The following is a 13,825-nucleotide window of genomic DNA, read 5'->3' on the forward strand; positions in this document are numbered from 1 at the left end:
CCCCGGGCGGCTGCGCCATCGTCCGATGCAGGAACGCGTGGACCGCCTCGAAGAGCGTCGCGCCCCGGATCTCGGCGTTGACGAAATGGGTGCCTCCCGCGATCTCGACATAGCTGCGGTCCTCCGCGCCCAGCCTGTCGAAGAGGGCCAGCGCATCCCCGCGCGTCGAGGTCGGGTCCTGCGCGCCCCGGATCAGCAGCGTCGGGCAGTCGATCCCTGCCGGGTCATGGAGCGGGCGGCCGTTGAAACACGCCCACAGGTCCATGAACGCGCCGTTGGGCACGCGAAAGGCGTCCGCGCCCGGCGTGTCGTCCTCGATCGAGGCCTCGACCAGCGCGTCGAGGACGCCTTCGCGCCGCCACGTGGCACCGGGCGGCATTTGTGCGTCCCAGCGCGCGCGCACGTCCTGCGGCGTCACGCGGCGGAAGGGGCCGAAGGCACGCGGTCGGCCCGGTGCGTCCGGGTCCGACAGCAGCGCGCGCCACGCGGCGTTTGGCGTGGCGAAGATCGGCGCGTAGAGCGCAAGGGCGGCGACGCGTCCGCGGCCCGCGCCGAGCACGTACCGCGCGCTGGTCACGCTGCCCCAGGACCAGCCGACGACCGCGACCCGCGCGCCGCCGTGACGGGCGGAGATCCAGTCCACCGCGTCCGCGATATCCGCGACGGCCTCGGTGCCGGTCGCGTAGGGCGCGTCGGCGACCACGCCGACAGGCTTCGAGAGGCCGTAGCCGCGGATGTCGAGCGCATAGGCCGCGACCCCGGCCCGCGCGGCAGCGTCGAGCCAGTTCGCGTCCGGGTGCGGGATGTCGAAGATCCGCCCCGAGAAGGTCGCGCCGTGGACGAAGAGAACCGGGCTGCCCGTGCCGCGCTGACGCAGCACGAGGCGCAGGCCCGCACATTGCGAGGAGGCGATCTCGTGTCGTGCAGAACGGTCGAAACTGCGCCAGTCGCTCACGCGGCGCCCACCGCGAGGACGATCTTGCCGATGTTCGCGGAGCTTTCCATCCGGGCGTGCGCCTCGGCCGCGCGGGACAGCGGGAAGACACTGTCCATGACGGGGGCGATCGCGCCGCTTTCAAGATGCGGCCAGACCTCGGATTCCAGGGCGCGCGCGATCTCGGCCTTGGCGGCGCGCGACTGCGGACGCAGGGTCGAGCCCGTCAATGTCAGGCGCCGGGTCATCACCTGCATCAGGTCGAGCGCGACCTGCGCGCCTTGAAGGAAGGCAATCTGCACGAGCCGACCGTCCATCGCCAGCGCATCGAGATCGCGCGCGATGTAGTCGCCGCCGACCATGTCGAGGATGAGATCGGCGCCACCCTCGTCGCGCAGGACTTCTACGAAATCCTGCTGGCGGTAATTGATCGCGACCTCGGCGCCGAGGTCCCGGCATGCCGCGCATTTCTCTTCGGAGCCGGCGGTCGCGAAGACGCGCGCGCCGCGCAGCCGCGCGAGCTGAATCGCGGTGGTGCCGATCCCGGAGGACCCGCCGTGCACCAGGAAACGCTCGCCCGCGGCGAGCCCGCCGCGCATGAACACGTTGGTCCAGACGGTGAAGAATGTCTCGCAGAGCCCCGCCGCGGCCGCCATCTCCATGCCCCTCGGCACGGGCAGGGCGTGGTCCGCGTCGGTCAGGGCGTATTCGGCATAGCCCCCGCCCGGCAGCAGCGCGGTGACGGCGTCGCCCTCGCGCCAGCGCGTGACGCCCGGCCCGACCGCGGCGACATGTCCGGCGGCCTCCAGCCCCGGCAGGGGCGAAGCGTCCGGCGGCGGCGCATAGTTGCCGGCGCGCTGCAGCGCGTCGGGGCGATTGACCCCGGCATGATCGACGCGGATCAGGATCTGCCCCTCACCCGGAGTGGGCACCGGCGCGGTGTTGGGCTTGAGCACGTCGGGCGCGCCGTATTCGGTGATTTCGACAACGGTCATGACACGGGGCAAGGGCATCGGATCCTCGGCATCTCGGGGCGGATCGGAAGCGGGGGCCGCCGCAGCGGCCCCTCGCATGTCGCGTCGGCGATCGGGCGGTTCAGGCCCGGCCGGTGGTCTTGAGGAACTCGTGCAGCATCTCGCCGAGTCGCCCCGAGTACTCGGGGTCCTGCTCCGAGTACTCGTCCACCACCTCGAGCGAGGCGGTCCGCAGGGCCTGCAGCGTGTCGTCCTCCATCCGGATCAGTTCGCCGCCGAAGTCGTTGACGAATTCCTGCTTGAACAGGATATCCCGGTAGAGGAAATGCGCCGCCGCTTCCGCGGAGGTGGCGCGGGTGACGTCGGTGACCACGGCGCGCAGGTCCTCGCCGATGGCGTTCCACGCGTCGAGACCGACCATCACCTCCCCGTTCAGGTGCCCCACCAGGTCGGGCTCGATGATGTAGTCGCAGACCTCCTGGAAGTTCATCCCCCAGGCGGTGGCGGTCGCGCCCCAGTGCGCGCCGTCGACCACACCGGTCTGCAGTGCCTGATAGAGCTCGCCGCCGGGGATCGAGACCGGCGCCGCGCCGACCTTCTCGAGCACGAGCCCGGCCGCGCCGGTGGAGCGCACCGGCCAGCCGGAGAAGTCCTCGACCGTGCGCAGCGGGCGGTTCGCCCAGAGCGTGAGGCCCGAGTAGGAGACCGGGCCGACCTGATGGACGCCCTGCTCGGCGTAGGCGTCGCGGATCACGTCGATGGCGCCCATCTCGTAGTAGAAGATGTCCATCTCCTCATGCCGAGCCCAGGTGCCGATGTGCCCGTTCAGGTGCCCCGCCGCCGGGACGCGCCCGATCCAGTAGGCCGGGTAGATGAACGCGCTTTCCAGCAGGCCGCGGCGCACCGCGTTCAGGACGTCGCCCGTCGGCACGACGGCGCCCGGCGCGTAGGGTTCGACGGTCAGCTCGCCGCCGGTCGCCTCGGTGATCCGGTTGCAGAACTTGACGAAGATGTCGTCGTAGTACCAGTTCCCGGTCGGCCAGTGCGTCTGCATCCGCCAGACGGTGTTGCCCTGCGCGATCACCGGCGGCGCGGCGAGCGCGGTGCCGGCGGCGGCCCCGGCAGAGGCCGCGAAAAACCCGCGGCGCGAAAGGCTTGGATTGCTCTTGGTCATGGTGGTCTCCTCCTCCACTGTTGAACGTCGCTGTCGGACGTGATCCCCGCCGCGTCAGCGCGCTGCGGGAATATCGGTGAAGCTGGTGAGGAGCCCGGGAAACAGGAAGATCACGGCTCCGGTCAGCAGCATCAGAAACAGGAATGGAAAGATCGCGCGGTAGATCTCGACGATCGGCGTCTGCGGGCTCAGGCTCTTCAGGTAGAAAAGATTGTAGCCGAAGGGCGGCGAGATGTAGCCGATGCAGAGATTGAGCTGGAACAGGATGCAGAACCAGATCGGATCGTAGCCGAGCGTGACGACGATCGGAAAGAAGATCGGCAGCACGAGCAGGATGATCCCGACCGGGTCGAGGAACATGCCGAGCACCAGCGTGATCGCCTGCATCATCAGGATCATCATCCACGGCTCCATTTCGAGCCCCATGAGGAAGCCCTGCATGAACCGCGTGCCACCGCCCCCGCCGTAGACCGCGACGAAGGCCGAAGCCCCGAAGACGATCCAGATCACCATGCCGGTCATCGTCGCCGTGTCATGGCTGACGGCGCGGATGTAGGACCAGTTCAGTTCGCCCCTTATGGCGACGGACAAGACGACCGCCGCCGCGCCCACCGCCGCGGCCTCCGTCGGCGTGGCGATGCCTGCGAAGATGGAGACGAGCACCGAGAGGATCACGACGAGCGGCAGGATCACCGCCTTGAGCGAGCGGACCCGTTCGCCGAGCGGCGCGCGCGCCGCTGCGCCCGGCGCGAGCGCCGGGGTGATACGGCTGCGGATCGCGACATAGAGGATGAACATCCCGAGAAGGAACAGCCCCGCGATCAGCCCTCCCATGAAGAGCCGCCCGACCGACTGCCCGGTCTGCATCCCGATCAGGATCAGAGTGATCGAGGGCGGGATCAGGATACCCAGCGTCCCCGATGCCCCGATCGTGCCCAGCACGAAGCGCCGGTCGTAGTTGCGCTCCTCCATCGCGGGCATTCCGACAAGGCCGGTCGTGACCGTCGAGGCCGCGCAGCTCCCCGTCATCGCCGAGAGCGTGGCGGCGAAGCCGGAGGTCCCGATCAGCAACCCGCCCGGCGTGCGCCCCGACCAGAGATAGAAGGCATGGTAGAGATCCCGCGCGATCTGCGAACGGGCGAGCGCGACCCCGATGAAGACGAAGAGCGGGATCGCCGAGAGCAGGATCGACCAGAGCGACCCGAACATCGTCGAGACGATCGTGAACATCCCGTTCGTGCCGAAAAGCAACAACCCGAAGACGACGGCGGTGCCGCCAAGCGCGAAGGAGAGCGAGACGCCCAGAAGGATCGCGCCGAGGAGCATGCTGAACATGCCGATGGTGAGAAGTTCCGGTGTCATCAGACGACGCCCCCGCGGCCGGCGTCGCGGCCGACATCGATGTATGGATTGACGATGAGAATGGCCGAGCGGATCCATTCGACGACACTCTGCACCGCGATCAGCGCGACGCCCAGGAACATGGCGAGTTTCACCGGCCACATCGGATGGCGCAACGCGCTGTCGTCGACCTCCGAAAAGCGCCAGCTGTCCTCGAAGAACCAGAACGCCTCCCAGCTCAGAACGCCCGTCCAGAGCAGCAGGAAACTGAAATTGACGAGGTCGAGAAGCGCGCGCCACCGCGGCGAGGCGACGTTGAGCAGAAGATCCACGCGCACGTGGTCCTGCCGGATCAGCGTGTAGGCTCCGACCAGCACGAAATAGGCGCCGAAGATCCGCTGCGTGTAGCCATGCGCCCAGAGCGTCGGCTGGCCGAAGGCGTAGCGCGCGACCACTTCGTAGCAAAGCACCACGATCCCCGCCCAGATGAGGAAACTGACCGCTTTCCCGATCGCCAGATTGATCGAATGGATTGCCCTGAGAACGATCATGGTCCACCCTCCCCTGCGGCTGCGGCGCGGTCGATCACCTGCGTGGCCCGGATCGCGAAACGCTCGGCCAGAGGCGCGAGCGTGGCGGCCTCCGCCGAGGCGGCCGAGCCTGCCCGCGCGCGGTCGGCGATACCGACGAAGATCACCGAGAACCGGAAAAGCGCGAACGCGACATGGAACGGGCGCAGCGCCGCGGTGGGGCGCGCATGCGCATGGTATTCCGCGACGAAGGCCTCGCGCGTCGGGATGCCCGCCTCCGGCCAGTCCGTGCCGAGCAGGCCGCCGTACTCGTCCGGCGCGCTGTGCCACGGGATCACGCAGAAGCCGAGGTCGGCCAGCGGGTGGCCGAGCGTGGACAGCTCCCAGTCGAGCACGCCGATCACGCGCGGCTCGGTCGGGTGAAACATGAGATTGCCGATCCGGAAATCGCCGTGCGCGATGGACACCGCGCCGTCGTCCCCGGGCATGTTGCGCGGCAGCCAGTCCACCAGCCGGTCCAGCGCCGCGATCCGGGGCCCGGTGGAGGCCTCGTACTGCTGCGACCAGCGCGCGATCTGGCGGGCGAAGTAGTTGCCGGGCTTGCCGTAATCCGAGAGCCCCACGTCGTCCGGGCGCACGGCGTGGAGCCTGGCGAGGGTGCGTGCCATGTCGAGATACATCTCGCGCCGCTCGGGTGCGGAGACGCCTGGCAGCCGCGCATCGTCGAAGACGCGGCCCTCGAGCCGATCCATCACGTAGAACGGCGTGCCGAGCACCGACGGATCCTCCTCGAGCCAGCGCACCCTGGGCACCGGCACATCGGTGTCGCGAAGCGCGCGCAGCACGCGGAACTCGCGTTCCACGGCGTGGGCGCCGGGCAGGATCGGCCCGTCCGGCTTCTTGCGCAGCACGAAACGGTCGGCGCCCCAGTCCACGAACCACGTCGGGTTCGACTGACCGCCGCCGATACGTTCGAGGTGCGGCGTCGCGGGACCGGGGCGGCGGTCCGAGAGCCAGCCCGCCAGCGCGTCCGCGTCGAGGTCGCTCGCCGTCGCGTCCCTCATGCCGTCTGCGCCTCCTGCGCCATCTCCTGCGCCCGCGCGCGCAGGACGAATTTCTGGATCTTGCCGGTCGCGGTCTTCGGCAACGGCCCGAACACGAAACGGCGGGGCCGCTTCATCCCGGCGAGCCGCTCCTTGCAGAAGGCGTCGAGCGCCGCCTCCGTCAGCGCGCTGCCCTCGCGCGTCTCGACGAAGGCCCAGGGCGTCTCGCCCCATTTCGGGTGCGGCGCAGCGACGACGGCCGCGAGGCGCACGTCGGGGTGGCAATGCAGGGTCTTTTCCACCTCGATCGTCGAGACGTTCTCGCCGCCGGTGATGACGATGTCCTTCGCGCGGTCGCGGATCTCGAGTTGCCCGTCGGGGTGGACGACGGCCAGGTCCCCGCTGTGAAAGACGCCGCCGCGAAAGGCTTGCTCGGTCGCCTCCGCGTCGCGGAAATACCCCGACATGACCGTGTTGCCGGCGAGCACGATCTCACCCATCGTCTCGCCGTCGGCCGGCACGTCCCGGCCCGCTTCGTCGATTACGCGGGCGCGCCCTGCGGTGACGTGGCGGTTGCCCTGCCGCGCCAGCGTCTCGGCCAGCGCATCGACCTCCATGTCGGAGGCGTCGGGGGCGTTGATCGTGGCCGGCCCGTAGCTCTCGGTCAGCCCGTACATATGCGCGAGCTCGAATCCGAGCCCCGAGAGCCACGACAGCAGCGCCGGGGTCGGCGCCGCGCCGCCCGTGGCCACGCGCACCCGCACCGGCGGAGGCTCGGTGGCATGCTCGAGCAGCATGTAAAGCACCACGGGCGCGCAACTCATGTGCGTCACGGAATGGGTGGTGATCGCCTCGAGGATCAGGTCGGGCCGGACCGCGTCGAGGCAGACATGCATCCCGCCGACCGCGGTCAGCGCCCAGCCCTGGCACCAGCCGTTGCAGTGAAAGAGCGGCAGCGTCCAGAGATAGCGCGCGTCGGCATCGAGCCCGAGGGCCAGCGCGTTGCCGACCGCGTTCAGGTAGGCGCCGCGGTGCGAGTAGACGACGCCCTTGGGGCGCCCCGTGGTGCCGGAGGTGTAGTTGAGCGCGATCGCCTGCGTCTCGTCGTGCACCTCGGCGCTCAGGTCGAGGTCGGGCGCGGGGCCGGCGTAGAAATCCAGCCCGTCGCCGGCGCCGGGGGCGCTGCAGACCACATCGACGGGCGGCGCGTCGGCGCCGAGATCGGGCCGGAGATCGGCGTCGCAGAGCAGGAGCCGACTGCCCGAGTGGTCGAGGATGTAGGCGACCTCGTCGCCGCTCAGCCGGATGTTGACGGCGTTCAGCACGGCACCGAGCGCGGGCACGGCGAACTGCGCGGCGAGCGCCTCGGGACGGTTCGGCAGCATCACCGAGACCACGCTGCCGGGCCCGACACCGCGGGCGCGCAGGTGCGCGGCCATGCGCGCGACGATCGCGCCGAACTCCGCATAGGTCCACCGCATGTCACGCCAGGCGACCGCCGGCCGGTCGCCATGAACCTCCAGTGCCCGCGACAGGAATGCGAGCGGCGTCAGCGGCTCGAAATTCGCCGCCCGTGGCGCGAGATGCGCATCGCTGAACATGTGTCTCCTCCCCCCGGACAACGGAGCTGCCTCAGCTCCCGGGCGCCTCCCAGCGCCAGAAATCGCGGCCCTCTTCGGTCAGGTGCCGGTTCAGGACCATCTGGTGCACTTCGTCGGCGCCATCCACGAGGCGCGCCTGGCGCGCGTAGCGGTAGATCCACTCCAACACGGTGTCCTGCGAGTAGCCGCGCGCGCCGTTGATCTGGATGGCGACGTCGGCCGCCTTGTGCAGGAGGTTGGCGACGTGGATCTTCGCCATCGAGACCTCCTTCTTCGCGAAGCTCCCCTGATCGAGTGCCCAGGCCGCCTTCATCACCAGGAGCCGGCCCGTCTCGATCCCCATCGCCAGATCGCCGAGCTTGATCTGGATGCTCTCGCGGTCCGAGAGGCGCACGCCGAAGCCGTGGCGGTTGGCGGCGTATTCGCTCGCGATCTCGGCACAGCGCTTGGCCAGCCCCAGCCAGCGCATGCAGTGCGTCAGCCGCGCGGGCCCGAGGCGCATCTGGGTGATCTTGAGGCCCATGCCCTCGCCCATGAGAACCCGGTCGGCCGGCAGCTCCATGTCCTCGTAGACGAGTTCGCAGTGCCCGCCATGTTCTTCCGGACCCATGATCGGGATGCGCCGATCGATCCGCCAGCCGGGATCGTCCCTGTGGTGCAGGAAGGCGGTCAGCCCGCGGCGCGGGTCGTCCGAGGTGCGCGCGACGAGGATGAAATGATCCGCGTCCTCGGCCCCGGTGATGAACCACTTGCGCCCGCGGACGACGTAGCCCGTGTCCGTCCTGCGCGCCGTGGTCAGCATCATGCCGGGATCGGAGCCGCCGCCCGGATGCGGCTCGGTCATCGCGAAGGAGGAGCGCACCGCGCCCTTGACGATGGGCGCGAGCCAGCGGTCCCTCTGCTCGGGCGTCGCGGCCCTTTCGAGCACCATCATGTTGCCGTCGTCGGGCGCGGCGGAGTTGAACACCGGAGGCCCGAAGATCGAGCGGTTCATCTCCTCGTAGGTCACCGCCATGCCGACCTTGCCGAGCCCCTGACCGCCGGTCTCGGGCGCGAGTTGCAGGCACCAGAGCCCCTCGTCGCGCGCCTTCTCGCGCAGCGCCTCCAGCCAGTCGAGCGCGATGTTCTCGTGCGCATCCCAGGCCTCGGCGCGCGCCTCGACCGGCATGATCTCGTCGGCGACGAACCGGGCGATCCGGGTGCGGTAATCCTCGATGCGGGGCGAAATGGTGAAATCCATCGCTGCGTCCTTCAGATCGGAGAGGCCACGTGTCCGCCGTCGACCACGAGCTCGGTGCCGGTCATGAACCGGCCGAGATCGGAAACGAGCAGCAGGAGCGGACCGTCAAGGTCCTCGGGCTGGCCGAGGCGGCGTTGCGGCACGCGCCGGATGAGCGCCTTGCCGGCGTCGGTCTCGAAGAAATCCCGGTTGAGCTCGGTCTCGATGTAGCCGGGACAGAGTGCGTTCACGCGGATGCCGTGGCGCGCCCACTCGACCGCCATCGCGCGGGTCAGCTGCACGAGGCCGGCCTTCGAGGCGGCATAGGCCGAGACATGCCCGGACACCCGCAGCCCCAGGATCGAGGCCACGTTGACGATCACGCCCGGCGTCCCCGCGGCGGCCATGGCGGAGGCGGCGGCGCGCGCGACGTGGAACGCGCCCTTGAGGTTGGTGTCGATGACCCGGTCGATGGTCGCCGCGTCGTGGTCGAAGGCGGCGGCCGACGCGGCCACGCCGGCGTTGTTGATCACGATATCGAAGGCTTGCGCCGCAACAACGTTCTCGACGGCGCGCGCGTCGGTCACGTCCAGCTCGAGCGCGCCGGCATGACCGCCGCCTGCAACGATCTCCGCGCAGAGCGCCTCGACCTTGTCGACCCGGCGCGCGGCGGCAGTCACGCGCACGCCCTGCGCCGCGAGCAGCCGGGCGAAGTGCACGCCGAGCCCCGAGGAGGCCCCCGTCACCAGCGCGGTGCGCCCGTCGAGTCCGGGCCAGGATTGATGACTGTCTTGCACGCCCGCAGGGCCTCCCCTCCCCGATCTATCGAACGTCCGTTCGATGGCGTTTACAACGTGATCCCCGCTGTGGCAAGCCTGTTTCCCCAGACCGGAGGCGGCGATGACCCAGTCCGAAGCCAGGACGCACGACAAGGGCCGCGGGAACGCGGCCGTGGCCCTGACCACGGAGGACCTCTGCCGCTCCATCCTGGCCCGCCACCAGGACACGATTTCCGTGCGCAAGGCCGAACTGGCGGTGCCCCGCCTGAAACGGATTCTCGAGGCCGCGCTCGACCTGTCGAACAGCCGCGGGTTTCAGGCCATGACCCTGCGCGACCTGTCGCGCGCCTCCGGCCTGTCGACCGGCGGGCTCTACGCCTACTTCGACAGCAAGACCACGCTGCTGAAGATGATCCTCGTGGAAGTCACCGACGTCGTGGAGCGCGTGCTGGCGTCCCCGCCCGAGGGGGTGACCGCCGATCCCGTCGCGCACCTGCGCTGGATGATCGACACGCACCTGCGGCTGACCGAGGGGCTGCTGCCCTGGTTCACCTTCGCCTTCATGGAGGCCAAGAACTTCCCCCCCGCCGAGCGCCGCATCGCCGTGGACAGCGAGGCCTTGACCGAGCGTCTCTTCGGCGACGTGGTGGCACGCGGTGTCCGGGGCGGATGCGTCCGCCCCGACGCCTCGCCGCTGCTGCCTGCCCTGATCAAGCCGTTGCTGCAGGACTGGTACGTCAAGCGGGCGAAGTACCGGCGCCGCGGCGTCACGCTGGAGACCTACAGCGCGACGGTGCAGGACTTCGTGCTCTCGGCCTGCCTGACCGAAGAGGCCCGGCAACGCATCTCGGGCGAAACCCGGTAAAGCCACGGGCGGTCTTTCCCTCTGCGCGGGAGCCGGTCCGCACCGCGCCCCGATCGACACCCGAATGCCCGTGCGACCGGCGCACGCCCTCGGCACGACCGCGACCTTGAAATGTCGGCGCCCCGAGTTAGCTCGCTGTCTGGCCAAGGAGACGTGAATGCAGGACGCACCCCAACCGGCAACGATGCCGGACACCGATGTCAGCCAGCCCTGGGACAAGGACAACCAGGCCTGGTGGGACTGGTACGTGAGCCTCGCGGACAACGAGGAGGAGATCACGGCCTTCGAAGCGGCGCCGCCCCTGCCCGATGTTCCCCTGCCCTCGGACGAGGCGGTGATCGCGGAACTGGCCGAGCCCTATCCGCTGACCGGCGAAGACGTCGCGTTTTTTCAGGAGAACGGCTTCATCAAGCTCAAGGGCGTCTTCTCGCCCGGCGCCGTGCTGAAGCTGCGCGGCGAGCTCGTGCGGCTTCTCGAGGCCGAGTTCGGCGCGGACATCGACGGCGGGGTTCAGGACCGGTTCCTCAGCCTCGAGATGGTCTGGCCCGACAACCCGCTCCTGCGCGCCTACGTTCTCTCGCCGCGCGTGGCGAAGATCTGCGCCGACCTGCTGCGCGTGCCGGCGGTGCGGCTCTACCACGACAACGTCCTGTCGAAGGAGCCGGGCTGCGGCCGCACGCCCTGGCATTTCGACGATCACCACTTCCCGCTCGACAGCCACGACGTCGTCACCGCCTGGGCGCCGGCGCAGGCGATTCCGCTGGCGATGGGGCCGCTCGCCTTCGCCCATCCGATCGACGTCTGGAAGCTGGTCGATGCCGTGGCCTTCGAGAAGTCGGGCACCAACTACGACCGCGGTGTGGCCGAGACCTTCGCCCGGAACAACGTGGCGGTCGACGAGACGCCGTTCGAGATCGGCGAGGTGAGCTTTCACCACAACCTCAACTTCCACACCGCCGCGCGCAACCGCACCGACCGAAGCCGGGTCGTGCTGGCCAACACCTACTACGCCGACGGCGCGCGCATCGTGGACTCGCCCACCATGGTCTCGGGCGACTGGCAGAAGTTCATGCCCGGGGTCGGCCCCGGCGACGTGGCGGCGAGCCCGCTCAACCCGGTCTGCTGGCCGGTCGGCGACGCCGCCGGGTCGCGCGATGAGTGACCTGCTGGCGCGCAGCTCCGCCCACTGGTCCGAGGCGGGGCGCGCGGGGATGGAGGCGTTCTACCGTCTCGCCACCGATGACTACCGCCATCTCGCGCTGGCCCGCGACTGGCGCGCGCTCTTCGAGGACGCGCAGGCGCGCGCCGGCGACCGTCCGCTGCGCCTGCTCGACGTGGCCTGCGGGTCGGGCAAGTTCCCGGTCGCGCTGGCGCGCCATGCCGGGCTGACGGAGGCCCGCATCCGCCCCGTCGACACCGCGCTGCTCGACCCGTCGGCCTTTTCCATCGCCGAGGCGCGGGCCGCGCTGCCCGCCCCCTTCCGGGCCGTCGCCGAGCACGAGACGACGCTTCAGGACTTCGCGCCGCCACCCGGCGGCCATGACATCGTCTGGGCGACGCATGCGCTCTACGCGATTCCCGAGAGCGAGATCGCGGCGGCCATGGAGCGCTTCCGCGCCGCCATCGCGCCCGGCGGCACGGGTCTGATCGCGCACAGCGCGGCGGCGGGCCATTACATCGACTTCCACCGCCGCTTCCTCGCCGCCTTCGGCCCCGAGGGCGCGGCGCCCTACGTCCCGGCCGAGGCGATCGCGGGCGCGCTCCGCGCCTCGGGGGCGGAGGTCGAGGTGCAGGAGGTGACCTACGACAGTGTCGCCGGACCGGACGAGACGGACGCCGTCGAGGGGTACCTGCAACGCTGCGTCTTCGACGAGCGGGCGAGCCTCGCCGGGATGGAGGCCGCCGCGCCGCTCGCCGACTACCTCGCTGAATGCCGCGGCCCCGACGGCTGGCGCTTTCCCCAGCGCGTCTGGCTGATGACCGTGACCGGCTGAGCCGGCGCGCTCCCTCCCCCCGAACGCCCGAAAGGCCCGCCATGACCGACGCGCCCCTGCGCACCGACTGGACCGACCGGCTTGCGAACGGCACGGCGCCCGAGCCGGACGCCCTGCGCGGCCACCTGCGCCGGATCCACCGCGATCACGCCGGCTTCACCGAAAGCTGCGCAATGCGCTGCCGCGATGCGGCGGGGCGCACGAGTTACGCGTGGCTCGCCGAGGCGGTGGAGCCTGCCCGCCACCGCGTGCTGCTCGACCTCGCCTGCGGGTCCGGCCCGCTTCTGCAGCTCTGCCACGCCTCGCTGCCGGCCGACATCCGGCTCATCGGGGTCGACATGTCGCCCGACGAGCTCGCGCTTGCGCGCGACCGCCTGCCCGAGGGTCGCGCGCGACTGATCGAGGCCCAGGCGCAGCAGCTCGATGAACTCGACGATGGCGCGGTCGACGTGGCGCTCTGCCACTGGGCGCTGACGCTGATGGACCCGGTCGCCCCGGTGCTGGAGGAGGTCGGGCGCGTGCTCGCCCCCGGCGGCCGCTTCGCCGCGCTGGTCGACGGCCCGGCCGAGGCGGCGCCCGGCTACGCCGACGTGCACGACCTGATCTATGGCCATGTCCAGGCCGAGTTGCCCGCCTACGGCACCGTCGATCTCGGCGATCCGCGCGTGCGCAGTTCGGACGACCTCGTGGCGCTGGCCCGCGCGGCCTTGCCCGGCGCCTCGGTACGCATCGAGACGAGCGTCGTCACGATGTCGGGCCCGGCCGAGACGCTGGCGCAGGAGGCTGCGGGCTTCTTCTATGCGGCCTTCGTGCTCTCGCCGGCCGCGCGTCTGCGCATGCTCGCCGATCTCGCGGGCCTGCTGTCGGACATGGCTCCCGACGGCCAGCCGACCTTCGCGATGCCGGTCAATCGGCTGGTCGCCGACCTCGCCTGAGCGATCTTGATCGGCGCCCGCCACGCGACGGGCGCCCCGAGGCCGCCCTCTTTGGCCAGCGCGGCACGCCGGTCGCGACCGCCGGAAACCGGCGCATGAGCTCGGCGAGCGCTCCGCCGCCCCATCCGGGCGGTGTCGATCCCGATCGCGGAAACGCGGGTCGTCGCGCACAGCCGCGCGGCGCTTGGGCGTGGCTGGTGGCGTGCCCCGCCTTGCCGCGCCGCTCCATCCGACGCCACGGGACGCGACTCGAGACGATTGAGATATCGCGCGATCCCCTCGATAAGGGGGGTGATATCCCGACGAAAGGCGGCCGTGTCCTCCGGGGCCGGCCAATCACATGAGCCGATTTTTCGAGGAACTCGATTACTGCCCGACGCCGATCGGCGCGCTCAGCCTGCGCCGCCGCCATGATCTGCGGCTCGGCGAGGATGTC

General features: G+C 70.3%; 13 protein-coding genes. 4 read left to right on the forward strand and 9 right to left on the reverse strand.

All coding sequences use genetic code 11. The annotated features are described in order from the left end of the window. From ACESL7_RS05860 to ACESL7_RS05900, 9 genes are all read right to left on the reverse strand, one after another. A partial coding sequence (locus tag ACESL7_RS05860) for an alpha/beta hydrolase (protein WP_372892380.1) occupies positions 1-955 on the reverse strand: 955 nt, incomplete at its 3' end. Beyond that, positions 952-1,947 (reverse strand): NAD(P)H-quinone oxidoreductase, encoded by a 996-nt coding sequence (locus tag ACESL7_RS05865; RefSeq protein WP_372892382.1) that lies wholly within the window; start codon positions 1,945-1,947, stop codon positions 952-954. The genes ACESL7_RS05865 and ACESL7_RS05860, both read right to left, overlap by 4 nt. Before the next feature lie 82 nt (positions 1,948-2,029). After that, positions 2,030-3,082, reverse strand: coding sequence for a TRAP transporter substrate-binding protein (locus tag ACESL7_RS05870; protein WP_372892383.1), 1,053 nt, complete (start codon positions 3,080-3,082; stop codon positions 2,030-2,032). 54 nt (positions 3,083-3,136) lie between these two features. Next, positions 3,137-4,444 carry a TRAP transporter large permease gene (locus ACESL7_RS05875; protein WP_372892384.1) on the reverse strand — a complete coding sequence of 436 codons (1,308 nt, stop codon included), beginning with the start codon at positions 4,442-4,444 and terminating at the stop codon, positions 3,137-3,139. Beyond that, positions 4,444-4,974, reverse strand: coding sequence for a TRAP transporter small permease subunit (locus ACESL7_RS05880; protein ID WP_372892385.1), 531 nt, complete (start codon positions 4,972-4,974; stop codon positions 4,444-4,446). The genes ACESL7_RS05875 and ACESL7_RS05880 overlap by 1 nt, the downstream gene beginning before the upstream one ends. Next, entirely contained in the window at positions 4,971-6,017 is a 1,047-nt protein-coding gene (locus tag ACESL7_RS05885) for a phosphotransferase family protein (RefSeq protein ID WP_372892386.1), read from the reverse strand. The genes ACESL7_RS05880 and ACESL7_RS05885 overlap by 4 nt, the downstream gene beginning before the upstream one ends. After that, positions 6,014-7,597, reverse strand: coding sequence for an AMP-binding protein (locus ACESL7_RS05890; protein WP_372892387.1), 1,584 nt, complete (start codon positions 7,595-7,597; stop codon positions 6,014-6,016). Before ACESL7_RS05890 ends, ACESL7_RS05885 begins: the two co-directional genes overlap by 4 nt. Before the next feature lie 31 nt (positions 7,598-7,628). After that, positions 7,629-8,837 carry an acyl-CoA dehydrogenase family protein gene (locus ACESL7_RS05895; RefSeq protein ID WP_372892388.1) on the reverse strand — a complete coding sequence of 403 codons (1,209 nt, stop codon included), beginning with the start codon at positions 8,835-8,837 and terminating at the stop codon, positions 7,629-7,631. 11 nt (positions 8,838-8,848) lie between these two features. Continuing rightward, positions 8,849-9,613: an SDR family NAD(P)-dependent oxidoreductase gene (locus ACESL7_RS05900; RefSeq protein ID WP_372892389.1), complete on the reverse strand. Its 765-nt coding sequence runs from the start codon at positions 9,611-9,613 to the stop codon at positions 8,849-8,851. Positions 9,614-9,716: 103 nt separating this feature from the next. Between ACESL7_RS05900 and ACESL7_RS05905 the strand changes: the two genes are divergently transcribed. The 4 genes from ACESL7_RS05905 to ACESL7_RS05920 all read left to right on the forward strand — a co-directional run bounded on the left by ACESL7_RS05905 (position 9,717) and on the right by ACESL7_RS05920 (position 13,389). Next, entirely contained in the window at positions 9,717-10,460 is a 744-nt protein-coding gene (locus ACESL7_RS05905) for a TetR/AcrR family transcriptional regulator (protein WP_372892390.1), read from the forward strand. A 157-nt stretch (positions 10,461-10,617) separates the two neighbouring features. Next, positions 10,618-11,622 (forward strand): phytanoyl-CoA dioxygenase family protein, encoded by a 1,005-nt coding sequence (locus ACESL7_RS05910; protein WP_372892391.1) that lies wholly within the window; start codon positions 10,618-10,620, stop codon positions 11,620-11,622. Further along, positions 11,615-12,454, forward strand: a complete 840-nt coding sequence (locus ACESL7_RS05915) for a class I SAM-dependent methyltransferase (protein ID WP_372892392.1) — start codon at positions 11,615-11,617, stop codon at positions 12,452-12,454. Before ACESL7_RS05910 ends, ACESL7_RS05915 begins: the two co-directional genes overlap by 8 nt. A gap of 41 nt (positions 12,455-12,495) precedes the next feature. Continuing rightward, positions 12,496-13,389 carry a class I SAM-dependent methyltransferase gene (locus ACESL7_RS05920; protein ID WP_372892393.1) on the forward strand — a complete coding sequence of 298 codons (894 nt, stop codon included), beginning with the start codon at positions 12,496-12,498 and terminating at the stop codon, positions 13,387-13,389. Positions 13,390-13,825: the final 436 nt, after the last annotated feature.

The sequence above is a fragment of the Rhodosalinus sp. genome (assembly GCF_041685465.1).
Taxonomy (GTDB): domain Bacteria; phylum Pseudomonadota; class Alphaproteobacteria; order Rhodobacterales; family Rhodobacteraceae; genus Rhodosalinus.